We start from the raw sequence: 23,213 nt of genomic DNA, 5'->3' as shown, positions 1-23,213 counted from the left end.
CGGCGGGTGGTCAGTCGAAGAATCGGGCCATGTGGGCCGGGGAGGGGCCGTCGTCGTCGACGCCCAGCGGGGTGAGGTCGGCGAAGATCGACGCGCCGTCCGTGCCGGCGTGCAGTGGGTGCCAGCGTGGGGTGCCCGGTGGGCGCATCGCGCAGACCCCCTTGATGGTCTGCACGTCGAGCAGTCGGACGTGGGTCGGGTCGGCGACCGCGTTCACATGCCCCCACCAGGGGCTCATCACGTGCAGGGCGCCGCCGGGGCGCAGTACCCGGTGGCACTCGTCGAGCAGGGGCAGGAAGTCGATCAGGTGCTCCAGGATGTGCACCGCGAACAGGACGTCCACCGAGTCGTCGGCCAGCGGCAGCGAGCCGGAGAGGTCGGCCACCGCGTCCACCCCGGGTGCCGGATAGATGTCCAGCCCGAGGTTGCCCGACCACTGCTTGGTGCCGCCGCAGCCGAGGTCCACCACCACCGGGTCGCGTCCGCCGACGCGTACCCGGCACCAGACGCCGAAGACCCCGGCGAGCCGGCCGACCTGCTCGCGTACCAGGCGGAGTTGGGCCGGTTCGTCGACCTCGCCGGTCAGGTGGGCGACGCCCCGGTCGAAGCGGACCTCGACGGCGAGCGACCGCAGCCTCTCGTCGTGGCGGGCCTGGTCCGCCCATGCCTCCGCGAGGAACCCGTCGACCGCCCGCAGCCGTTCGGCCGAGGGCGGGGTGTGTGCCAACGCGACCATTCGCCCACCTCCGGCCGGCGCGATACCCCGATCGCTGCCCGTTATGCGCAACTTATCCCAGCGAGTGGCGCTCGGGTGGGCCGTCGGCCGGACTGCCGCAGGGAGGTCAGTCAGCCGGGGGCGGTGCGTCGGGGGCGGCCGGCAGCGCTGATCCGCTGTCGGGGCGCGGGCACCTTGGGGCGCTTGAGGTGGTAGCGGTGCAACTCGGCGTGGCCGGCCAGGGACGGATCCTCACTCATCGAGACCAGCTCCCAGCCCTGGTCGCCGGCCCGGTTGAGATGGGCCAGCGCGGTGTCGCCGTACGGCGTGACGTCGATCATGGAACCGTCGGGGCCGTACCAGATGAAGACGATCTCCCAGCCGGCGTCGGTGCTCGCCGCCTGGCGGCGCCGCACCAACAGTGCGTACTCCCACCTGAGCATGCAGTGATTGTCACTCCGGCGGGGGCCGCAGGCCGGGATCAGGACTCGGCGATCCGCCCGGCGTCGACCCGCAGGCGGCGGTCCACGCGTACCGCGTCCAACATCCGCCGGTCGTGCGTCACCAGCAGCAACGTGCCCGGGTAGCCGGCCAGCGCCGACTCCAACTGCTCGATCGCCGGGAGGTCCAGGTGGTTGGTCGGCTCGTCGAGCACCAGCAGGTTGACCCCGCGCCCCTGCAACAGCGCCAGCGCGGCCCGGGTCCGCTCGCCCGGCGAGAGCGTCGCGGCCGGGCGCAGCACGTGCTGGGCGCGCAGGCCGAACTTGGCCAGCAGCGTCCGCGCGTCGGCCGGCGACAGGTCCGGTACGGCGACCCGGAAGGCGTCCAGCAGCGGCGCGTCCCCGAGGAACGACCCGCGTGCCTGGTCCACCTCGCCGACCACCACGCCGGGGCCCAGCGCGGCCTGACCGGCGTCCAGCGGCAGCCGGCCCAGCAGAGCGGCCAGCAGCGTCGACTTGCCGGACCCGTTCGCCCCGGTGATCGCCACCCGGTCCGCGAGCGCGATCTGGAGGTTCACCGGGCCGAGAGTGAAGTCGCCACGGCGTACCACCGCGTCGCGGAGGGTGGCCACGACGGCGCCGGCACGGGGCGCGGCGGCGATCTCCATCCGCAGCTCCCACTCCTTGCGCGGCTCCTCGACCACCTCCAGCCGCTCGATCAACCGCTCGGTCTGCCGGGCCTTCGCCGCCTGCTTCTCGCTCGCCTCGGAGCGGAACTTACGGCCGATCTTGTCGTTGTCGGTGGCCTTGCGCCGGGCGTTGCGGACACCCTTCTCCATCCAGGATCGCTGCGTGCGCGCACGCGCCTCCAACGACGACCTGGTGTCGGCGTACTCCTCGAACTCGGCGCGTGCCTGGCGGCGCGCCACCTCCCGCTCCTCCAGGTACGCCGCATAGCCGCCACCGAAGTGGTTGACCTGCTGCTGATGTAGGTCCAGCTCCAGCACCCGGGTCACCGTCCGGGTCAGGAACTCCCGGTCGTGGCTGACCAGCACCGTGCCGGCCCGTAACCCGGTGACGAACTGCTCCAGGCGCTCCAACCCGGCCAGGTCCAGGTCGTTGGTGGGCTCGTCGAGCAGGAAGACGTCGTACCGACTGAGCAGCAGCGACGCGAGTCCGGCACGGGCCGCCTGGCCACCGGAGAGCCCGGTCATCTCGCGGTCCAGACCGACGGCGAGCCCCAGCTCCGCGGTGACCCCCTCGGCCCGCTCGTCCAGGTCGGCCCCGCCCAGCCCGAGCCAGCTCTCCAACGCGGTGGCGTACGCGTCGTCCGCGCCCGGCGCGCCGGTGGTCAGCGCCTCGGTGGCCGCGTCGAGGGCGGCCTGTGCCCGGGCCACCCCGGTCCGCCGGGCCAGGAACGCCCGGATCGTCTCGCCGGGACGTCGATCCGGCTCCTGCGGCAGGTCCCCGACGCTCGCGCCGGGCGGGCTCACCGCGACGCTGCCGGCCTCCACCGGCAACAGTCCGGCGAGGGTACGCAGCAGCGTCGACTTGCCCGCCCCGTTCGGCCCGACCAGGCCGATCACGTCCCCGGGAGCGACCACCAGGTCCAGCCCGGTGAACAGCGTCCGCTCCCCGTGCCCGGCGGCCAGGTCCTTGGCGATCAGCGTGGCGCTCACAAGCAGCCGAGCCTACCCGCCGGCGTGGTTGGCGTGGCCCGCCATGCCCGGACGCGGCACACGAGGCAGACTCACGGTCGTGCAGACCACTCTGGCGATCGACTGCGGCGGTGGCGGGATCAAGGCGTCCGTGCTCGACGCCGCCGGCACCATGCGGGCCCAACCGATGCGGGTGCCCACCCCGTACCCGCTGCCGCCGGAGCTGTTCGTGCGGACCCTGCGGGAACTCGGCGACCGGCTCCCGACCGCCGACCGGGTGACGGTCGGCATGCCGGGCATGATCCGACACGGCGTGGTGGTCGCCACCCCGCACTACGTCACCCGATCCGGCCCGCGTAGCCGGGTCGACCCGGCGCTGCACGCCCAGTGGTCCGGGTACGACGCCCGCAGCGCCCTCGCCGCCGCGTTCGGGCTGCCCACGCTGGTGCTCAACGACGCCGAGGTGCACGGTGCCGGCGTGGTCGCGGGCACCGGCTGCGAGCTGGTGCTGACCCTCGGCACCGGGCTGGGCAGCGCCCTCTTCGACGGCGGCGTGCTCGCCCCGCACCTGGAGCTGTCGCACGCCCCGGTGCGCTGGGGCACCACCTACGACACGTACGTGGGCGAGCCGGAACGCCGCCGGTTGGGCGACGCGTTCTGGTCCCGACGGATCCGGCAGGTGGTGGAGGGGCTGCGTCCGGTGTTCCGCTGGGACCGGCTCTATCTGGGCGGCGGCAACTCCCGGTTGATCCGTCCCGAGCAGCTCGCCCGGATGGGCGACGACGTGGTGGTGGTGCCCAACAGCGCCGGCATCGTCGGCGGCGTCCGCGCCTGGGACCTGGCTGCCGTGTGAGTGCGCGGCCGTGTGAGTGCGCGGCCGTGTGAGTGCAAGGAAGGGACCCCTGCTAACGCCTGCGGTATAGCAGGGGTCCCCTGCTAACACCCGGCTCCGCCCAGCATGGCCCGGCGACGCCCGGCCCGCCCGGCGCGACGCCCGGTCCGCCCGCAAGCGCCCGGGAACACTCGCGCGCCCGCCGGTGTTGTGCGAGCGTCAGGGCAGTGGTGCGAACTAGGGGGTGGGCCGAGATGGATCTTCTGGCTGAGTACCGGCGGGCGACCCTGTTCTTCGAGTCGGGCGACCCGAGCGGAGCGGCCCGGCTGCTCGAACCGATCGTCGAGGCCGAGCCCGACAACTCCGCCGTCCGTCAGTTGCTGGCTCGGGCGTACTTCCAGTCGGCCCAGCTCCGACGGGCCGAGGAGCAGTTGCAGGAGTTGATCGACCGTAACCCCAGCGACCACTACGCCCACCACGTGCTGGGCCGGACGCTGGAGCGGCTGAACCGCTACACCGACGCGCTGCGGCACCTCCGCATCGCAGCGGCCATGCACTCCGCCAACGACGACTACACGACCGCGCTGCGGCGGGTCGAGACCCGGGTCGGCGGCGGCCGCTGAGGCGGCGTACGCGACACGACGACGAGAGGGCGGCCCACGGGCCGCCCTCTCGTCGTCTCCGGGCCCTGCCGGGGACGTGCCTACGATGGCCGTATGGGAGCCGACCGGACGGTGGACGGGGCATGAAGCTGAAGCTGGACCTGCACGACATCTTCAACAAGGGCCACGACATCGACCGGGCGCTGCGCGGGATCATGGACGAGGCGGTGGCCAAGAAGGCCACCCTGGTCGAGATCATCCCGGGCAAGGGCTCCGGCCAGCTCAAGAAGCGGGTGCTGCGCTTCCTCGACCAGAAGGACGTCAAGCAGCTCTACCACCGGGTCGAGAAGGACTCCAAGAACTTCGGCCGCCTCTTCGTGCACTTCCGCTGGAAGTAGGGCCGCCGACCCCGCAACGGCCAACCCCGCGCCGGGCCGTACCAGTGACGGCCCGGCCCGGCGCCGCTCACAGCGGATAGGTGCGGGCCACGGCGAGCATCTCGGAGCTGTGCGAGCCGGCGACGCCGACGTCCGGCGGGCGGGGCCGGAAGCCGGGTACCGCGTCGAGACCGTCGCTGGCGTCCATCGCGCGGAACGCGACCTGCGGGGCCTTCGGCGCGACGGTCAGCGTGATCTCGATGCCCTCCGGCGGTGGGGCGTGGAAGACCACCCCGAATCCCCACCGGCCGTCGCGCACCTCGACCGGCACCGGCCGCCCCGCCACCGCAGCGCTGCGGACCGTCGCGGTGGACGTGTCCACGTGCAGCGTGGTCAGGCGTACCGGGCGTTGTGGGGTGAGTCGTAGCCGCAGGGTGCGCTCGTCGGCGGTGCCGGTGTCGGCGAGCACCTCCAGCCGGGGCGCGGGCAGGGCCGCCGCCTGAGCCGGGCCGGCGAGCAGTTCCTCGGCGCCGATACCGGGGAACTCGTCGGCGATCCGGACCGGCCCGTCCACGTACTCACCGGTCCAGGGTTGTGGGGTCGACTCGTGACTGAGCCAGCGGGCCGTCGCGGTGTCGGCGTCCAGGGCGTACATCAGGTGGGTGGGCACCGGGTGCGCGGCGTCGAACCGGTCGACGGCGAAACCGGTGCCGGCGAGGACGACGGTGGCCAGCGCGGCGGCACCGGCCGGCAGGGCGCCGAGCCGGCGGGCCCGCAGCGCCACCATGCCGCGCTGTCCGCCGGCCTCCGGATGCAGCAGGTCCACGACCGGCAGCGCGGCCAGGCCGAGCAGCACGGCGAAGAGGGCGGCCACGCCGCCCATGCCCATGCCGAGCGCCGGGAAGAGCAGCACCACGGTCGGCAGCAGCACGATCACCGCCACCGCCGCGCCGAGGGTGACCGCGACCACCGGCACCGGACCGTCCCGCCGGGTGGCGACCGCGACCAGGCCGGCGAGCGCGCCGGCCAGCGCGGGCAGCGTCGCCAGGTACGCCCCGCCGGGCACCAGCACGGCGAGGAGTACGCCGAGCAGCGCCAGCCAGCCGAGGCCGCCGACGGCCAGCGCGGCGGGGCCGACCCGGCGACGGGTGAGCGCGTACCAGGTGAACAGGACGGCGGCGGCGAGCGCCAGCACGGCGAGTCGGTAGAGGGTCGGCCGGTACGGGTCGAGCAGTTCGGCGTACCCGGGGCGCAGGGCGGTGATCGCCGTCCAGAGCAGTTGTGCGCCGACCGGCGCGACCACGATCGGTACCAGCCCCAGCGCGAAGCCGGCGGCCAGCCGACCGGTGGTGACCCGGCCCCGGCGGCGGGCCAGCCAGCCGAGGGCGACGACGGCCACCAGCGCCAGCAGGGCCAGCGGCAGCACCAGCGTGCCGGGGTAGCGGACCAGCCCGCCCGGCACCGGGAAGTAGGTGGCGTCGTGGCCGGCGCGCAGGTCACCGAGGTCGACCGTGCCGAACTCGCGGGCGAGGCCCAGCGTGTTGTCGCCGTGGTGCTGGAGGCTGGCCCGGTCCATCGACTCCGGGGTGTCCAGCGGGGTGTGATAGATCGCCCCGCCGTCGAGGTACGCCGAGTTCAGCCCGACGAAGTCGGCGTCGAGGAAGGCGGTGAAGTCGGTGTCGTTGGGCAGCGCCCGATAGACCTCCACGGCGAACGAGGTGCCCACCGGATGTGGTGCGGCCCGACCGAAGACGTCGACCAGCGCGGCGTTCCGGGGCGACGTCTCGAACATGATCACCGGCCCGGTGCGTCCGCGCGCCTCCAGGTTGAGCACGACGCCCTTGCCGGCCGCGAGCGGGTGCTCGGTGGCGAAGGCCGACGCCCCGCAGAGGCACGCCTCCTCGGCGTCGGTGAGCACGAACACGATGTCGTTGCGTGGGGCGGGGCCGTCGGTCAGGGCGCGGGCCACCTCCAGGATGGTGCCGACACCGGCGCCGTCGTCGTTGCCGCCCGGGCCGGTCTGCACCGCGTCGTAGTGGGCGACCAGGAACACCGTGCCGGTGGAGGCGGTGCCGGGCAGCCGGGCCACCACGTTGCGTACCCGGGCCAGGGTGGCCCCGCCCGCCGCGCCGCTGAGCTGACCGGCCTCTTCGGCGACCGTGTCCTGCACCTCGGTCTGCAGGCCGAGACCGCGCAGCACCGTCTCCAGGTGGGCGCGGACCTCGTCGTTGGCCGGGCTGCCCGCCACGTGCGGCCGACTCGCCACCTGCTGCACGTGCGCGTACGCCCGTCCGGCGCTGAACGCGTCCGTCGCCGCGTCCGTCGGACGGGGTGCCGGGGGCCGGATGTCGAGCAGCGCGGTGGTGCCGGCGGCGACCAGCGCGACGAGTGCCGCGAGCGCGGCGAGGGGCCGCCGGGCCGGTCGGGAGAGGGCACGGTCGGCGGCGGGGCTGGGGGGTGCGCCCACGGGGTGGCTCCTCGAAGGGTGGGACCTGGGGTGGACATCATCCTCCATGCCGGGCCGGGCCGCCCCCTCGTGTTGTGTGCGAACGTTGTCTAATACAGGATCAGCAGGGCACTCGGAAGGAGCCCGACATCGCCAACGACCTCCCGCCCGTGGCGGCGGTGACCCGGCCGCACCGGGGGACCGGTATGTCCGGTCCCTCCGTCGTGTCGTGGCCGTATCCGCAGGGCGGTCTCGGGGGCAATCCCAACCTGCCGCCCGGCGAGCGACTCCGGGTGCTGCTGGTCGAGGACGACGAGGCCGACGCGTTCCTCGTGGGCGAGCTGCTCGCCGAGACGAACTCGGGGATCGACCTGCTCGTCGCGACGAGCCTGCGCGAGGCCCGCAACCGCGTCGCCGGGGTCGACTGCGTCCTGCTCGACCTCGGGTTGCCCGACGCGCAGGGGCTGGACGGGTTGCGGCAGGTGCTGGAGATGTCCGGCAGCGCGGCGGTGTGCGTACTCACCGGCCGCTCGGACGAGCATCTGGGCATCGTGGCGGTCGCCGAGGGAGCACAGGACTACCTGGTCAAGGGCCAGGTGGACGGGGTGCTGCTGACCCGGGCGCTGCGGTACGCGGTGGAGCGCAAGCGGGCCGACGAGAACGCCCGCCGGCTGCGCGAAATAGAGCTGCGCCAGGCCGAGTCGGCGCGTCTGGAGCGTGGCCTGCTGCCCCAGCCGCTGATGTCGACCGACCAGATCGCGGTGCACACGTTCTACCGCCCCGGCCGGCACGCCGCCCTGATCGGCGGGGACTTCTACGACGTGGTGCAGACCCGCCCGGACCGGGTCGACCTGATCGTCGGGGACGTCTGCGGACACGGGGTGGACGAGGCGGCGCTCGGCGTCGAACTGCGGGTGGCCTGGCGCGCGTTGGTCCTCGCCGGAGTGCCCGACGACGAGGTGCTGCCCGCGTTGGAGCAGGTGCTGATGAGTGAGCGCCGTCTCCAGGAGATCTTCGCCACGGTCGCGGCGGTCCGCCTCGACCTGGCGGCCAACCGGGCGACGGTACGCCTGGCCGGTCATCCGCCGCCGGTGTTGCTCACCGGTGGGCGGGTGGTGCCCGTGCCGGCACCGGGTGGTCTGTTGCTCGGCGTACGGCCGCGCCGGCCGGTCGCCTTCGACCTGGAGTTCGACACCGATGACTGGTCCCTGTTGATGTACACCGACGGTCTGATCGAGGGCCGGGTGGGCGATGGTGACGAACGCCTCGACGTGCCCGGCCTCACTCGCCTGCTCGCCGAGCCGGACAGCCGCCGACTGCCGCTGTCCGACGTGCCGGCCTGGCTGGTGGGCCGGGCCGAGCAGCTCAACGGTGGTCCGTTCGCCGACGACGTGGCGATGCTGCTGGTCTCCCGGGGCGGTGGCCGATGAACCTGGCGGCGAGTACGTGGACGCTGCGTCGCCGGGTACTGGTGATGCTCAGTGTGGTCGGCGCGATCCTGCTCAGCGTGGCGGGGGCGGAGGCCGTCGTGGCCACCAAGAACCGCGAGTACACCGACGTGCTGCTGTTGCAGGTCGGGCCGCTGCGGGTGCAGGGCCAGGAGCTGCTCAACGCGTTGCTCGACCAGGAGACCGGGGTACGCGGGTACGCGGTGACCGGAGACCTGGAGGACCTGGCCCCGTACGAGCAGGGGTTGGCCCGGGAGCGGGCGACGGCGCAGGAGATCCGGGAGCTGTCCGGCAAGTACCCGGAGATCGTCGCTGACCTGGTGGTGGTCGAGCAGCAGGCGCAGGAGTGGCGGCGCACGGTCGCCCAGCCGGTGATCGACACGACGAACAGCAGCGGCACGGCGGCCGGGCAGGCCCTGCTGACCGACGAGAGCCGCCAGCGGTTCGACCAGCTACGCACCTCGGTCGCCGCGTTGCAGGACGAGATCTTCACCGCCCGGGAGGCGACCGTCCGGGACGTCGAGCGGACCGGCAACCTGCTCGTCGTCCTGCTCATCATCGCCGCGCTGGTGGTCGCGTTGGCCGGTATCGCGTTGCTGCTCTCGCTGGACCGGATGGTGCTGCGACCGCTGACCACGTTGGCCGGGCAGGTCCGCCAGGTGGCGACCGGCGACTACTCGCACCGGATCTCCGGTGCCGGCCCGCCGGAGTTCCAGCGTCTCGGCGAGGACGTGGACGCGATGCGCCAGAAGATCGCCGCGGACCTGGCCGAGGTACGCGAGGCGCGGGAGCGGATCGAGTGGGTCAACACCCAGTTGCAGAAGCAGGCGGAGGAACTGACCCGGTCCAACCGTGACCTGGAGCAGTTCGCCTACGTCGCCTCGCACGACCTGCAGGAGCCGCTGCGCAAGGTGGCCAGCTTCTGCCAACTGCTCCAGCGGCGGTACGCCGGCCGGCTCGACGAGCGGGCCGACCAGTACATCGCTTTCGCGGTGGACGGCGCGCAGCGGATGCAACGACTGATCAACGACCTGCTGGCGTTCTCCCGGATCGGCCGGATCACCGCCGGGTTCACCGAGGTGGACCTGAACCGCCTAATGGGCGAGGTGTCCGCGCAGACCGAACCGGCCCGCCAGTACGCCGACGCGGAGCTGACCTGGGGCGACCTGCCGGTGATCCGGGGCGAGGAGCCGCTGCTCACCAACCTGCTGGTGAACCTGGTCAGCAACTCGGTGAAGTTCCGCCGCCCGGACGTCACGCCGAAGGTGCACGTCTCGGCCCGGCTGGTCGACGACGAGTGGGAGATCACCTGCCAGGACAACGGCATCGGGATCGAGCCGGAGTTCGCCGAGAAGATCTTCGTGATCTTCCAGCGGCTGCACGCCAAGGACGCATACCCGGGCACCGGCATCGGACTGGCGATCGTCAAGAAGATCGTCGAGTACCACGGCGGCCGGGTCTGGGTGGACACCGACGTGCCCGAGGGCACCGCGATCCGCTTCACCCTGCCGGCGCTGCCCGCCGACATCGAGCGCGCCCGGCACGCCGCCGGTGCGGACGGATCGGCCGCCGACGCCACGTCGGACACCGATCGGGCCGAGCCGGAGGCGACGGATCGGCCAGGTGACGGGCCGTCGACGGCCGGTGCCACCGGCGTCGACGCGGCGTCGTCGCGCGGTGCCGCAGCCGGATCGGGTTCGGAAACCGCAGGTGACGGCGGTACGGTCGGCGAAGAGGTGGGTGTGGGGCGGCCCTCATCCGGTGTCGCTCAGCGCACCGGCGGGTCGACCGACGACGGCGGACCGCAGGCCCCGGGTGGGGCATCGGGCAACGGAACTGGTGGCATGAAGGAGGCGGTGAGATGACCGCGCCGGCTGACGGCAACAGCCCGATCGAGGTGCTGCTGGTCGAGGACGACCCGGGTGACGTGCTGATGACCCGGGAGGCGTTCGAGGATCACAAGCTGCGCAACCGGCTGAGCGTGGTCTCCGACGGTGCCGAGGCGCTGGCCTACCTGCGCCGCGAGGGCGAGTACGCGGACGCGCCGATGCCGGACCTGATCCTGCTCGACCTGAACCTGCCGCGCCGGGACGGCCGGGATGTGCTGGAGGAGATCAAGAAGGACGAGCAGCTCTGCCGGATCCCGGTCGTGGTGCTCACCACCTCGCAGGCCGACGAGGACATACTGCGCAGCTACCAACTGCACGCCAACGCGTACGTGACCAAGCCGGTGGACTTCGAACGGTTCATCGCGGTGGTCCGGCAGATCGACGAGTTCTTCGTCAGCGTGGTGAAGCTGCCGCCGCGTGGCTGACACGCTGGTCGACGACGTCGCCGGGCTGCTGCGGGAGACCGCGGACCGGGTGGTGCTGCCGCTGTTCCGGCACCTCGACGACGCCGACGTGACCGAGAAGGCCCCCGGTGAGCTGGTCACCGTCGCCGACCGCCGCTCCGAGGAGATGATCAGCGCCGGGCTGCGTCGCCTGCGTCCCGGATCGGTGGTGGTCGGCGAGGAGGCGGTGGCCGACGACCCGGGCCTGCTGCGTCACCTGAGTTCCTCGGGCGAGGTGTGGCTGGTCGACCCGATCGACGGCACCGCCAACTTCGCGGCCGGCAAGTCCCCGTTCGCGTTGATGGTCTCCCTGCTCACCGAAGGCCGGCCGAGGGCGGCGTGGATCCTCGACCCGATCGCCGGGACGCTGGCCACGGCCCGGGACGGCGCGGGCGCGTACCTGGACGGTGCGTTGGTGCGTCTGCCCGCCGACGCGCCACCGGTCGGCGAGCTGCGGGGGGCCGCGATGACCAAGTTCCTGCCGGCGTCGTCCCAGCGTACGGTCGTGGCCGGTGGCGCCCGGATCGGCGAGTTGCTGCCGGGCCAGCACTGCGCCGGGCGCGAGTATCTCGACGTGCTCACCGGGCGGCAGCAGTTCGTCCTGTTCTGGCGCACCCTGCCCTGGGACCACGGCCCCGGCACGCTGCTGGTGCGGGCCGCCGGTGGGGTGGCCCGTCGCCTCGACGGCACCGACTACCACCCGGCCGACACCGAGCCGGGTCTGCTGGTGGCCGCCAGCGACAAGGTCTGGACCGAGGTGCACAACACGCTCCTGGCGCCCTGACCGCCAGATCCACCGCTCGCGTACGGCATGACCGACGTGAATGCGAATGCGCTGCGTAAGGGCGTGGTGTCGGTGTGTCGACGGTGTGGCCCGTGCGGGGTTCGGGGGCGTGGTTCTGCGGTTCCGGTCCGGTATCCTGACCGGCGGTCTTCGCCAGCAGGCCGCCGACCGGCGCCGGCGGCGGCCGACGCCGCGCAGCGCCTCCCCGGGGGCCGGCGGCCGACGGAAGGATGCTTTCGTGCGCAGGTCCATGCCCATCGGGCGGCGGGTTCTCCGGCCCCTGATCGCCCTGCTCGCCGCAGTGGCGCTGCTGTTCGGCCTCGGTGCCGTGCCGGCGTACGCCGAGCCCAACGAGGGTGGCAGCAAGAAGCTGCGGGACGCCCTGGAGTCGACCGCCAAGGCACACATCGAGGCCAAGCGGAAGCTTGAGGGCTCGGAGAAGCGGCAGAAGCAGATGGCCACCCAGTTGGCCGACGTGGAGGGCCGGCTGGGCGAGCTGACCGACCTGGTCGGCGAGGTGGCCGCGCAGTCCTACCGGGTGGGTCGGCTGAGCGCGGCGGCCGCGCTGCTGGACAGCGGCACCCCGGAGGCCTTCGTGCAGCGGGCCGCCAGCCTCGACATGATGGCCCAGCGGGACGGTCGTCGGGTGCGCGAGCTGACCGAGGCCCGCGAGGAGGCCCGACAGGCCAAGCTCGCCATCAACGCCGAGGTGCGCGAGCAGCGCAAGCAGCTCGCCGTGATGGCGAAGAAGAAGAAGGAGGCCGAGACGGCCCTGGCCGCGGTCAGCTCCGGCGGCAGCGGCGGGTTCAGCGGCGGCAACTCCAGCTCGGCCAGCCCGGCACCGCGCAACTCCGACGGCTCCTGGCCGGGTGAGTCGTGCTCGGTGAACGACCCGACGACCTCCGGCTGCATCACCGCACGCACGCTGCACATGCTCAACCAGACCAAGGCCGCCGGTTACAAGCGGCACGTCTCCTGCTTCCGCAGCGGCGGCTCGGGCGAGCACCCGAAGGGCCGGGCCTGCGACTTCTCGGCCGCCACGAACGGCTTCGAGGACCGCACGGCCACCGGCGGCGACAAGTCGTACGGGGACAGCCTGGCCGCCTGGCACGTCCGCAACGCGGATCGGCTCGGCATCCTCTACGTGATCTGGTACCGGCAGATCTGGCACCCGGGCACCGGCTGGCGGGCGTACGGCGGCAGCGGCAGTCCGGCCGCAGATCACACGAACCATGTTCACACCTCGATGTACTGACCCATTGCCCGTCTTCTGCTGCGTACCATCGCCACGATGAACTCTCCATCGCCTGAGGTGGCGGTGCCCGCCGTGCCCTCCGAACCGGAGGCACCCCGGGCACTGCCCAACGGGCTCGCCGCGTTCCTGGTCTTCTACTCCAGCGGAGCCGTCCTGGTCCTGGAGACCGCCGCGCTGCGCCTGGTCGGGCCGTACGTGGGGGTCACCCTCCAGGTCACCAGCTCGGTCATCGGCATCGCGCTGGCCGCGATCGCGTACGGGGCGTGGGCGGGCGGCTGGCTGGCCGACCGGCGCAACCCGCGTACGCTGCTGGCGCCCGCGCTGGTGCTCTCCGGCATCGCCACCGCGATCACCCTGCCGGCGGTGCGGTACGCCGGTGAGGTGCTGCGGGGCGGCGCGGAGAGCGCGATCCTGCTGCTCGTGGTGGTCGCCGTGTTCGCGCCCGCGATGTTGCTCTCCTCGGTCAGCCCGCTGGTGATCAAGCTTCAGCTCGCCGACCTGCGCCGGACCGGTCAGGTGGTCGGTCGGCTCTCCGGCATCGGCACGCTGGGCGCGGTGACGGCCACCCTGGTCACCGGCTTCGTGCTGGTCGCCGCGCTGCCCAGCACGGTCATCCTGTTCGGGCTGGCCGCCTCGCTCGGCATCACCGGCATCGCGCTCGGGGTGTACCTGCACCGGCAGGACCGGGCGAGCCTGCCCGGTCCGGCCCGGACCAAGGCCGCGTTGGCGGTGCTGGGTCTGGTCGGCGTGGGGCTGACCGTGGTGGCACCGGATCCGTGTGACGTGGAGACGGCGTACCACTGCGCCCGGGTGGAGGCCGATCCCGGCCGGTCCACCGGGCGAACGCTGCTGCTGAACTCGGCCCAGCACTCGTACGTCGACCTCGCCGACCCGACCCACCTGGAGTACGCGTACACCCGGTGGATCGGGGCGGTGGCGGACGTGCTGGCACCGGAGGGGCAGCGGCTCGACGCGTTGCACCTCGGCGGCGGCGGGTTCACCGTGCCGCGCTATCTGACCGCTACCCGGCCCGGCACCGACAACCTGGTCTTCGAGATCGACGGCGGGCTGGTCGAGCTGGGGGAGCGCCACCTCGGCGTACGCCAGGGACCGGACCTGCGGGCCGAGGTGGGCGACGCCCGGATGCTGGTGGCCGCGCAGGGCACCGACACGCGGGACTTCGTGGTCGGCGACGCGTTCGGGCATCTGGTGGTGCCGTGGCACCTGGCGACCCGGGAGATGGCCGCCGAGGTACGGCGGGTCACCCGGCCCGGCGGGGTGTACGTGCAGAACGTGATCGACTATCCGCCGCTGCGCTTCATCCGGAGCGAGGTCGCCACCGTCGCCGCCGAGTTCCGGCACGTGGCGCTGATCGCCCCTCCGGAGGCGCTGGCGGGGGAGCGGGGCGCGAACTTCCTCATCGTCGCCTCGGACGCGCCGCTGCCGTTGGCCGCCGTGCGGGCCCGGCTGGACGACCGCAACGAGGCGGTCAGCCTGCTCTCCGGCGGCGACCTCACCGACTTCGTCGGCGACGCACTGGTGTTGACCGATGACTACGCGCCGGTGGACCAATTGCTCGCGACCGCCTGATCGGGTGAGATCGTGACCGAATCCGACCAGAAAGGTGTAGGCGGGTTCGCGTCGGGCAACAACGCCGACCATGGGTGGTGGCCAACGCAGGGGCACGCAACTGCTCGGTGAGCGGTACCGGCTGATCGAGCAGGTCGGCACGGGCGGGATGTCGGTGGTCTGGCGCGGCTACGACGAGGTGCTCGGCCGCCAGGTGGCGGTCAAGGTCCTCGCGTCCCGGCTGGCCAGCGACCGGGCCTTCCGGCACCGGATCCGGATCGAGGCGCAGGCCGCCGCCCGGCTCTGCCACCCCAACATCACCAACGTGTACGACTACGGGGAGTCCGAGCAGGTCGGGCTGACCGTGCCGTACGTGGTGATGGAGCTCATCGACGGCGCTCCGCTGACTGCGCGGCTGCGCCGAGACGCCCGACTCCCCTGGCGGGAGGCGGTGACGGTGGCGGCGGAGGTGGCCTCCGCGCTGGCCACCGCGCACGCCCGGGGCGTGGTGCACCGCGACGTCACCCCCGGCAACGTGATGCTGACCCCGACCGGCGTCAAGGTCGTCGACTTCGGCATCTCGGCGCTGGTCGGCGAGAGCGAGAAGGGACCGGACGGCACCCTGCTCGGCACGCCCGCCTACCTCGCCCCGGAACGGCTCGACAACGGCCAGGTCAGCCCCGCCACCGACGTGTACGCGGTCGGGCTGCTGCTCTACCGGATGCTCACCGGGCGGCTGCCCTGGGAGGCGACCACCACCACCCAGATGCTGCGGGCGCACCTGTACCGCGAGCCCGCGCCCATGCCGGACGTGCCGGAGCTGCCCGACGGTGTCGCCGAACTGGTGCACCGTTGCCTGGCGAAGCGCCCGGAGGACCGGCCGCGCACCGCAGAGCTGGCCCGGTGCCTCGCCGAGGCGGTCGGCAAGGTGACCGCGCGGGCCGGTGACGAGCGGCCCGCCGCGCCGATGCTGCTGGCCAGCGTCGGCACCACGATCCTGCCCTGGTCGGCGGCGACCGGCGCGCTGCCCTTCGCCGGCCTGCGTACCCGCCGCGCCGCGACCCGTCGCCGCCGGGTCGAGGCGGCGGTGGCCGCCACCGCGTTGATCGGCGTGACGGTGATGGTCTGGACGCTGACCGCGCGCAGCCCGGCCAGCGGCGGCATCGACCAGCCCACCCAGGCCCGGATGGGCACCGAGCAGACGATCCCCTGCCAGGTCAGTTATGCGTTGCGGACGGACTCGGGCACCGAGTTCACCGCCGAGCTGAGCCTGACCAACTCCGGTGAGCGGGAGCTGCGCGACTGGACGATGAGCTTCACCTTCCCCGGGAAGCAGAAGGTGACCAAGGCGAGCCCGGCGCAGGCGCGCCAGCAGGGACGGTCGGTCGCCGTGCAGCCGGCGCCGGAGAAGCCGGCGCTGGCACCGGGCGCGACCGAGAAGATGACTCTGACCGGCCGCTACACCGGGCCGAACCCGCTGCCGCTGGAGTTCCGGGTCGGCGACGCGCGGTGCGGGGTGCAGGTCTCCGGGGTCGCCGGCAGCACACCGGCCGCCGGTAAGCCGGTGAAGGCCACCACGACGACGTCGAAGGGTTCGGGCGGCGCTGGTGGTGCCAAGACCAAGAGCGGCGCGGAGAAGAAGCCGGCCGACACCAAGACCAAGTCGGGCAAGGACAAGTCGGGCAAGGACAAGCAGTCGGGTAAGGAGAAGCAGCCCGGCAAGGACAAGCCGAAGAAGGGCAAGCCCGGCAAGGGAAAGAACTGACCTCAGGTGAGCAGGGAGAACCGCTGTACGTGCTCGATGGTCCCCTCGACGATGAGGGTGCTGTCCCGGACCAGTTCCAGCCCGTCGGAGACGTAGCGGAAGCGGCTCTCGCCGGGTGGCCTGATCCCGATCACGCGTACGCCGTAGCGGTCCAGCAGCCGTACCTCGCTGACCGCCTGCCCCACCAGCGACTCGGGTACGCGCAGCTTGGCGATGGCGAACGCGTCGTCGAACTCCAGGAAGTCGAGCATCCGGCTGACGATCAGGTGGGCCAGCCGCTCGCCGGTCTCCGCCTCGGGGAAGACCACGTGCTGCGCGCCGACCGAGGACAGGATCTTCGCGTGCTGCGCGGAGGTGGCCCGTGCCCAGATCTGCGGTACGCCGAGCTCGACCAGGGCCAGCACGGTCAACACGCTGGCCTGCACCGAGGCACCGATGGCCACCACCACGCGTTGCAGGTCGGCGACGCCGAGCTGGCGCAGCGCGTCCTCGTCGGTGGAGTCGGCCTGGGCCACCTCGTCGAGCTGGGCCGACCACTTCTGCACCTGCTGGGCGTTGCGGTCGATGGCCAGCACGTCGTGCCCGAGGGCGCTGAGCGACTCGGCCAGGTGACAGCCGAAACGACCCAGCCCGATCACGGCGATCGTCTCGTCGTCGGATCTCTTAGCCGACAATGGGTTGCTCCTCTGGATAGCGGTAGAGCCGGCGGCGGGTGTTCAGGGCGATGGCCGAGCCGAGGGTGAGCGGACCCACCCGGCCGATGTACATCAGGACGGTCAGCAGGAACACGCCCCCGTCGTGCAGCGACGACGCCAACCCGACCGTGAGGCCGGTGGTGCTGAACGCCGAGGTGATCTCGAACAGCGCGTTGGTGAGCGGCAACCCGTCGGTGAGCAGGATCAACACGGAGGTGCCGGCGGCCACCATCGCGACGCTGAGCAGGGTGACGGTCAACGCCTGCCGCTGGCTCGACGTGGCGATCCGCCGGTTTCCGACCGTGACGTCCGGCTCGCCCCGGATCTCCGCCCACATGATGAAGGCGAGCAGGAAGAACGTGGACACCTTGATGCCACCGGCGGTGCTGGCGCTGCCGCCGCCGATGAACATCAACGCGGTCAGCAGCGGGTAGCTCTCCTCCCGCAACCGGTCGATCGGCATCACCTCGAAGCCGCCGGTCCGGGAGAGCGTGATCTGGGTGAACGCGGCGTTCACCTTGCCCGGCATGTCGTACTGGCCGATGGTCCACGGGTTGGACCACTCGCTGGCTAGCAACATCACGAAACCGAGGGCCACCAGCACGACGCTGCCCCAGATGGTCAACTTGGTGGCCACCGCCCAGCGCACCGGCCGCCGCCACTCCCGGACCGCCTCGAACAACGCCGGGAAGCCCAGCCCGCCGACGATCGAGCCGAGGGCCAGCGGCAGGGTCACCCAGGGGTCCCGGGCGAAGGCCAGCAGCCCATCAGAGTAGAGCGAGAAGCCGGAGTTGTTGAACGCCTGGATGGAGTGGAAGGACGCCGACCAGAGCGCCCGCCCGAGGGTGTACTCGTAGCCGAGCCAGAGCCGGGCGGCGACCAGTACCGTCATCACCGCCTCGCACGCCAGCACCGTGGCGGCGATGTGCATCAGCAACCGGCGTACGTCACCGAGCCCGTACTCCAGGGTTTCGGCCTGCACCAGCATCCGGTTGTGCAGACCGAGCCGCCGGGACACGGTCAGGATCACCAGTGCGGCCAGCGTCAGGATGCCGATACCGCCGATCTGGGTCAGCACCGTGATCACCACCAGCCCGGTCTCGGACCAGTAGTTCGGCGTGTCGGTGATGGCCAGCCCGGTGACCGAGACCGCCGAGGTGGCGGTGAACAGGGCGACGAGGAAGGGGGCGTCCTGGCGCGTGAGCGTCATCGGGCCCAGCATCAGCAGGCCGGTGCTGAGCAGGATCGTCACCAGGAAGCCGACCGGCACCAGCCGTACGGGGTGACGAAGGAACCGGCGCACCAGACAATCTTCCGATTCCACCCGGTTCGGGGTGCGGGAATCGAGATCCCGAGCTTCCACCGACCGTCAGCCGCCAGCGACCAGCCACCGGTCCATGTGCGGCAGTGTCGCTGTCCGTCGCGCCTCGCCCGTCGCGCCTCACGCCGATCATGGAGTTGTGGCGAGGGAATCGCGGATGTATCTCCCTTTCGTCACGACACAACTCCATGATCGCGGGGTGGTGGCGGGGCTGCGGGGCTGGTGCGCAGGACTGCTGGGTGGTGGAGGAACTGCGGGGCAGGTCGCGGGGTGGGTGGGCGGCCGTCGCGGGGTGGGCGGACGGTGTCGTGCAGGCGGACGTTGCCGGGTGGGCGACGCGCTCGCCAGGCTTCAAGATCCGCGCAACTTCATGGATACTGCTGCCTCGATCGCCGCCTGACACAGCAACAACAATGAAGTTGCTGTGTCGTCGATCGGGTCGGCTCGCGGGCGGGAGGTTCCGTTACCGCTCGGGTCGGTCGGCGACGAAAGTGCCTCGGCCAGGCTGGCCTGTGATCAGCTCCCGATCGTGCAGAAGCGACAAGGCGCGGGACGCGGTGTTCATGTGGACCTGGTACTCCTCGGCGAGCTCCCGAGTGGACGGGAGTTTGTCGCCGGGCTTGAGCTCGCCACTCTTGATCTTCGCGGTGATGTCGTTGGCGATACGCCGGTAGGGCGCTTCTGCTGTGGGCATGTGAGGACTCCGGTTGGTTCGGCGTCTCCGATCATGCCGGGCCTGCACCAGTAACTGCAACAAGTTGCGATGTCGATGCTCTCCGGGGTCGACCTACACAAATATTTGGGGTAGCTTCATGTCGTCCGACTCCGGTTGGTTCGGCAAGCCTCCGGGTCGGACCTCAGGTGGGCTCCGGGGTCGTACCGCCGATCAGGGCTGCGATCGCGGAGCCGGCGGCCCGGTCGGCGTCCCCGTCCGGCGACCGGGCCGTCTCCAGCTTCACCCTCCGGACGGGTGCTGTGTCGACGAGGAGGAGACGGCCATGCGTGCGGTGCTCAGACTGTTCCGTCCCGAGGCGGCGGTGCCGTCACCCGGCGGCGGGTGGCACCGGTCGGACTCGCGCCGGCCACTGACCGCCGGGCAGATCCGTGACCAGCGCTTTCGTTCCGTGCGTCGGGGTTGTGATCCGGCCGAGGTGCATGCCTTCCTGAGCCGGGTCGCCGCCGAGTTGGCCGTGGCGCGCCGGGATCTGGCGACGGTGGCCGAGGAGAACGTACGGATCAAGCGGGCGCTGCGGAGCTGGCAGGCGCGGTTCGCGCCGGGGGTGCGGCGGTGAGCGCCCAGCAGGCGGTGGGTACGACGGTCTCCGAGGAGGACACCCAGTTCATCCGCCACTGGGTGTTCTGCGATCAACCACTCGACGGTGGCCGGTGTCTGCGGCTGGCCGACCACGACGGGCCGTGTCACCTGTCCCGCACCTGACGTCGCCTGGCCGGGGACAAGCGGGAGGGTACGGCGGCAGGGGCGGCACGGCGGCGTGCCGCCCCGTCACGAATCAGCCGTTGAGCAGGTCGTACGCCGCCTTGGGTGCCTCCTGCGCATCGTCGTCGGTGAACGCGACGATCGCGGGGGCGGTGCCGAAGTCGAAGTACTCGACCACGTACTCCGACGCCTTCTGCTCCCCGGCGGCCGGGATGGCCAGGGTGAGCGAGGCGAGGTTGCCGTCCGCGCCCACCACTGCGGTGAGTGGGATCTGCGTGACGGCGTCGCCGAGGGTGGCCACGCCCTCCAGGGCGTCCGCCAACTCGGGCTGGGCGGACAGGTCCACCGTTCCGGTGTACGTCCCGCCCTCGCCGGCCTGGATGTCGCTGGCCGCTTGGATGATCACCTCGGCGTTGCCGGGGTCGGTGCCCTCGTAGGTGGGCAGGGCGTCCGGACCCTCGATCTTCGTCGGGTCCAGCTCCATCCACTTGGTGGGCAGCTTCATGAGCTTCTGGATGTCCTTGTCGCCCTTGAAGGTGACCTTCATCCAGGTACGCGACTCGACCATGCGGAAGGACATCTCCAGGGTGAAGTCCTTGTCCTTGGTGACCGTGTCGATGTCCATGCCCCGGTTCGCCGGGTCGACCACCCCGGACACGTCGCCCGAGGTGGTGAAGCGGAACGCCGGGTCCTCCTCGCCGGGGACAGCGTTCAGCAGTTCCTGCTTGGGGTCGGGCGGCGGTGGGGCCGCCTCCGGGGCGTCCTTGTCGTCGCAGCCGGCCACCAGGGTCGCGGCCAGCAAAGCGATCGTCGCGACCGCGAAGCGCCGAGTCGTGGCGGTGGTGCCGGTTCGCTGAGTCATCTCGTCTCTCTCTCCCCCGTGGATCGAACGGAATCGTATGCCAGACTCCCGGCCACCGCGGCCCGCCACCACGTCGCACGGCCACCCACTCACCCCCACATCACCACCGGTCCGCCGCGCCTCTCGTGGGCCGTCGGTCACCTCATCGGGCGCCCTTTGCTCTGCTTCACCCCACGCACCGAACACGCCCGGATTCTGTTGCGCCAGTTGAAGCAGAGCAAAGGACGCCGGGGGACAACACCGGACCGACCGCAGCAGGGCACCTGCCACCAAGCCCGCCTGGCCACCAAGCCCGCCTGGCCACCAAGCCCGCCTGGCCACCAAGCCCGCCTGGCCACCAAGCCCGCCTGGCCGCCGAGCGCACGCCGTGACGGGCCGATCGTCCGACGGTGCTGGTAGAAAGGCCGGATGAGCCAGGAACGGACGGTGATCCGGCAGCGGGCCGAGGCGGTGCTGCGGCGGCTGGCGGGCGAGGACGCCCGGCTCCGAGAGGACCAGTGGCGGGCGATCGAGGCGCTGGTGGTCGACCGGCGGCGGGTGCTCTGCGTGCAGCGCACCGGTTGGGGCAAGTCGGCGGTCTACTTCGTGGCCACCGCGCTGTTGCGGCAGCAGGTGGAGGGTCGAGAGCCGGCCGGGCCCACCGTGATCGTGTCGCCGCTGCTGGCGTTGATGCGCAACCAGGTCGAGTCGGCGGCCCGCGCCGGCATCCGGGCACGCACCATCAACTCGGCCAACCTCGACGAGTGGGACGAGATCACCGGCGAGATCCACGCCGGTGCGGTGGACGTGCTGCTGATCAGCCCGGAGCGGCTCAACAACCCGGACTTCCGGGACGGCGTACTGCCGAGGTTGGCCGCCACCACCGGCCTGCTGGTGGTCGACGAGGCGCACTGCGTGTCGGACTGGGGGCACGACTTCCGGCCGGACTACCGGAGGTTGCGTACCTTCCTCGGCAACCTGCCCGAGCAGACGCCGGTGCTGGCCACCACCGCCACCGCCAACGAGCGGGTGACGCGGGACGTGGCCGAGCAGCTCGGCACCGAGGCGGTCACGCGGGGGCAGCAGCGACCGGACGTCCTCGTGCTGCGCGGCAGCCTGGACCGGGAGTCGCTGCGGCTGGGCGTACTCGACCTGCCGAGCCCGGCGCACCGGCTCGGCTGGCTCGCCGACCACCTGGACCGGCTGCCCGGCTCCGGCATCGTCTACACGCTGACCGTGGCGTCGGCGACCGAGACCGCCGAGTTCCTGCGGTCGCGGGGCTGGACGGTGGCCGCGTACACCGGGCAGGCCGAGGACGCCGACCGTCGCGCCGCCGAGCAGGACCTGCTCGACAACAAGATCAAGGCGTTGGTCGCCACCAGCGCGCTCGGCATGGGCTTCGACAAGCCGGACCTCGGCTTCGTGGTGCACCTGGGCGCACCGCCGTCGCCGATCGCCTATTACCAGCAGGTCGGGCGTGCCGGCCGCGCGGTCGAGCACGCCGAGGTGCTGCTGCTGCCCGGTGTCGAGGACCAGGCCATCTGGCGGTATTTCGCGTCGCTCGCCTTCCCGCCCGAGGACCAGGTCCGCGCGGTGCTGGCCGCGCTGCACACCGACCGGCCGCTCTCCACCCAGGCCCTGGAGCCGCTGGTCGACCTGCGCCGGGCCCGGCTGGAGCTGATGCTCAAGGTGCTCGACGTGGACGGCGCCGTCCGCCGGGTGCGCGGTGGGTGGCTCGCCACCGGCGAACCCTGGGTCTATGACGAGCCCCGGTTGCGCCGCGTCGCCGCCGCCCGCGCCGACGAGCAACAGGCCATGCTCGGGTACGCCGCGACGACCGACTGCCGGATGCGTTACCTGCGGGACTGCCTGGACGACGCGGAGGCGGCCGACTGCGGGCGCTGTGACCGGTGTGCCGCGCCGCTGTTCACGGCGGAGGTGTCACCGGCCGCGCTGACCACCGCGCAGACGTTCCTGGGCCGCCCCGGCGTGCCGCTCGCGCCCAAGAAGCTCTGGCCGACCGGGCTGGAGGCGGTCGGCGTACCGCTGAAGGGCCGGATCGCCCCGACGGAGCAGGCGCTTGCCGGACGTGCCGTGGGCCGGCTCTCCGACCTCGGCTGGGGTGGCCGGCTGCGCGGTCTGGTCGGGCCGGGCACGCCGGACGGCCCGCTCCCGGACGACCTGGCCGCCGCCGTCATCGAGGTGCTCAAGGCGTGGGCGCACGGCGACGACCCGTGGCCCCGCCGCCCGGCGGGCGTGGTCGCGGTCGACTCGCGGACCCACCCGGTGCTGGTCGGGTCGCTGGCCGAGCGGATCTCCGCCGTCGGGCGGCTACCGCTGCTGGGCCGGGTCGTCGCCGCCGGTCCGCCGGCCGGTCCGCGCGGCAACAGCGCTCAGCGCGTACGCACCCTGCACGGCGCGCTTACCGTGCCCGACCCGCTCGCCGACGCCCTCGGCGGGCTGGACGGCCCGGTACTGCTCGTCGACGACCTGGTCGACTCGGGCTGGACGATGACGATGGCCGCCCGGGAACTGCGCCGCGCCGGTGCCCCCGACGTCCTGCCGTTGGCGCTCGCGGTCGCCGGCTGACACTCGGCACACGGCCGGCTGACACCTCGGCGCGCGTGCCGGGCCCGACCGTGACCGGCTGCGGGTGCGACCGGCTGCGGGTGCGACCGGAGCCACGACCGGGCGG

The 23,213-nt window shown here is 72.3% G+C and carries 21 protein-coding genes; 13 read left to right on the top strand and 8 right to left on the bottom strand.

The annotated features are described in order from the left end of the window. Positions 1–10 precede the first annotated feature (10 nt). The 3 genes from ACZ31C_RS08790 to ACZ31C_RS08780 form a co-directional block, all read right to left on the bottom strand. Positions 11–736: a methyltransferase domain-containing protein gene (locus ACZ31C_RS08790; protein ID WP_465794740.1), complete on the bottom strand. Its 726-nt coding sequence runs from the start codon at positions 734–736 to the stop codon at positions 11–13. A gap of 110 nt (positions 737–846) precedes the next feature. Beyond that, the gene (locus tag ACZ31C_RS08785) at positions 847–1,158 is read right to left on the bottom strand and encodes a hypothetical protein (RefSeq protein WP_449943234.1); all 312 of its coding nucleotides are present in this window, start codon (positions 1,156–1,158) and stop codon (positions 847–849) included. A gap of 38 nt (positions 1,159–1,196) precedes the next feature. Continuing rightward, entirely contained in the window at positions 1,197–2,834 is a 1,638-nt protein-coding gene (locus ACZ31C_RS08780; protein WP_465794739.1) for an ABC-F family ATP-binding cassette domain-containing protein, read from the bottom strand. 79 nt (positions 2,835–2,913) lie between these two features. Between ACZ31C_RS08780 and ACZ31C_RS08775 the strand changes: the two genes are divergently transcribed. From ACZ31C_RS08775 to ACZ31C_RS08765, 3 genes are all read left to right on the top strand, one after another. Continuing rightward, the gene (locus ACZ31C_RS08775) at positions 2,914–3,666 is read left to right on the top strand and encodes an ROK family protein (RefSeq protein ID WP_350692994.1); all 753 of its coding nucleotides are present in this window, start codon (positions 2,914–2,916) and stop codon (positions 3,664–3,666) included. A 233-nt stretch (positions 3,667–3,899) separates the two neighbouring features. Continuing rightward, positions 3,900–4,268 carry a tetratricopeptide repeat protein gene (locus ACZ31C_RS08770; RefSeq protein ID WP_350692992.1) on the top strand — a complete coding sequence of 123 codons (369 nt, stop codon included), beginning with the start codon at positions 3,900–3,902 and terminating at the stop codon, positions 4,266–4,268. Positions 4,269–4,390: 122 nt separating this feature from the next. Then, positions 4,391–4,645, top strand: a complete 255-nt coding sequence (locus ACZ31C_RS08765; protein WP_013736060.1) for a Smr/MutS family protein — start codon at positions 4,391–4,393, stop codon at positions 4,643–4,645. 67 nt (positions 4,646–4,712) lie between these two features. Here ACZ31C_RS08765 and ACZ31C_RS08760 read toward each other — a convergent pair whose 3' ends face one another. Further along, the gene (locus tag ACZ31C_RS08760) at positions 4,713–7,091 is read right to left on the bottom strand and encodes a M28 family peptidase (protein WP_465794738.1); all 2,379 of its coding nucleotides are present in this window, start codon (positions 7,089–7,091) and stop codon (positions 4,713–4,715) included. Between the two features lie 158 nt (positions 7,092–7,249). Between ACZ31C_RS08760 and ACZ31C_RS08755 the strand changes: the two genes are divergently transcribed. The 7 genes from ACZ31C_RS08755 (at position 7,250) to ACZ31C_RS08725 (ending at position 16,223) form a co-directional block, all read left to right on the top strand. Further along, on the top strand, positions 7,250–8,500 hold the full coding sequence (locus ACZ31C_RS08755) for a PP2C family protein-serine/threonine phosphatase (RefSeq protein WP_465794737.1): 1,251 nt from the start codon (positions 7,250–7,252) through the stop codon (positions 8,498–8,500). Then, positions 8,497–10,383: a sensor histidine kinase gene (locus ACZ31C_RS08750; RefSeq protein WP_465794736.1), complete on the top strand. Its 1,887-nt coding sequence runs from the start codon at positions 8,497–8,499 to the stop codon at positions 10,381–10,383. The genes ACZ31C_RS08755 and ACZ31C_RS08750 overlap by 4 nt, the downstream gene beginning before the upstream one ends. Continuing rightward, positions 10,380–10,832, top strand: a complete 453-nt coding sequence (locus ACZ31C_RS08745; RefSeq protein WP_465794735.1) for a response regulator — start codon at positions 10,380–10,382, stop codon at positions 10,830–10,832. The genes ACZ31C_RS08750 and ACZ31C_RS08745 overlap by 4 nt, the downstream gene beginning before the upstream one ends. Beyond that, positions 10,825–11,634 carry an inositol monophosphatase family protein gene (locus ACZ31C_RS08740; RefSeq protein WP_465794734.1) on the top strand — a complete coding sequence of 270 codons (810 nt, stop codon included), beginning with the start codon at positions 10,825–10,827 and terminating at the stop codon, positions 11,632–11,634. The genes ACZ31C_RS08745 and ACZ31C_RS08740 overlap by 8 nt, the downstream gene beginning before the upstream one ends. Before the next feature lie 238 nt (positions 11,635–11,872). Then, the gene (locus ACZ31C_RS08735; protein WP_465794733.1) at positions 11,873–12,889 is read left to right on the top strand and encodes a coiled-coil domain-containing protein; all 1,017 of its coding nucleotides are present in this window, start codon (positions 11,873–11,875) and stop codon (positions 12,887–12,889) included. A gap of 36 nt (positions 12,890–12,925) precedes the next feature. Beyond that, positions 12,926–14,479 carry a fused MFS/spermidine synthase gene (locus tag ACZ31C_RS08730; protein ID WP_350692982.1) on the top strand — a complete coding sequence of 518 codons (1,554 nt, stop codon included), beginning with the start codon at positions 12,926–12,928 and terminating at the stop codon, positions 14,477–14,479. Positions 14,480–14,549: 70 nt separating this feature from the next. Further along, positions 14,550–16,223 carry a protein kinase domain-containing protein gene (locus ACZ31C_RS08725; RefSeq protein ID WP_465794732.1) on the top strand — a complete coding sequence of 558 codons (1,674 nt, stop codon included), beginning with the start codon at positions 14,550–14,552 and terminating at the stop codon, positions 16,221–16,223. Between the two features lie 2 nt (positions 16,224–16,225). On the opposite strand, the gene ACZ31C_RS08720 is transcribed toward ACZ31C_RS08725, so the two are convergent. The 3 genes from ACZ31C_RS08720 to ACZ31C_RS08710 form a co-directional block, all read right to left on the bottom strand. Then, positions 16,226–16,897, bottom strand: coding sequence for a potassium channel family protein (locus tag ACZ31C_RS08720; protein WP_465794731.1), 672 nt, complete (start codon positions 16,895–16,897; stop codon positions 16,226–16,228). Then, positions 16,887–18,221, bottom strand: a complete 1,335-nt coding sequence (locus ACZ31C_RS08715; RefSeq protein ID WP_465794730.1) for a TrkH family potassium uptake protein — start codon at positions 18,219–18,221, stop codon at positions 16,887–16,889. The genes ACZ31C_RS08720 and ACZ31C_RS08715 overlap by 11 nt, the downstream gene beginning before the upstream one ends. A gap of 481 nt (positions 18,222–18,702) precedes the next feature. Beyond that, positions 18,703–18,933 (bottom strand): GntR family transcriptional regulator, encoded by a 231-nt coding sequence (locus tag ACZ31C_RS08710; protein ID WP_465794729.1) that lies wholly within the window; start codon positions 18,931–18,933, stop codon positions 18,703–18,705. A gap of 304 nt (positions 18,934–19,237) precedes the next feature. On the opposite strand from ACZ31C_RS08710, the gene ACZ31C_RS08705 reads away from it, so the two are divergent. Continuing rightward, positions 19,238–19,531 (top strand): DivIVA domain-containing protein, encoded by a 294-nt coding sequence (locus tag ACZ31C_RS08705; protein ID WP_465794728.1) that lies wholly within the window; start codon positions 19,238–19,240, stop codon positions 19,529–19,531. After that, positions 19,528–19,677 (top strand): hypothetical protein, encoded by a 150-nt coding sequence (locus ACZ31C_RS08700; protein ID WP_465794727.1) that lies wholly within the window; start codon positions 19,528–19,530, stop codon positions 19,675–19,677. Before ACZ31C_RS08705 ends, ACZ31C_RS08700 begins: the two co-directional genes overlap by 4 nt. Before the next feature lie 73 nt (positions 19,678–19,750). On the opposite strand, the gene ACZ31C_RS08695 is transcribed toward ACZ31C_RS08700, so the two are convergent. Then, positions 19,751–20,539: a hypothetical protein gene (locus tag ACZ31C_RS08695; RefSeq protein ID WP_465794726.1), complete on the bottom strand. Its 789-nt coding sequence runs from the start codon at positions 20,537–20,539 to the stop codon at positions 19,751–19,753. Between the two features lie 408 nt (positions 20,540–20,947). Here ACZ31C_RS08695 and ACZ31C_RS08690 point away from each other — a divergent pair, with 408 nt between their 5' ends. Further along, positions 20,948–23,107, top strand: a complete 2,160-nt coding sequence (locus ACZ31C_RS08690) for a RecQ family ATP-dependent DNA helicase (protein ID WP_465794725.1) — start codon at positions 20,948–20,950, stop codon at positions 23,105–23,107. Positions 23,108–23,213: the final 106 nt, after the last annotated feature.

It is taken from the genome of Micromonospora sp. NPDC023869 (assembly GCF_055559695.1).
This window is presented reverse-complemented; position numbering and strand designations above follow the sequence as displayed.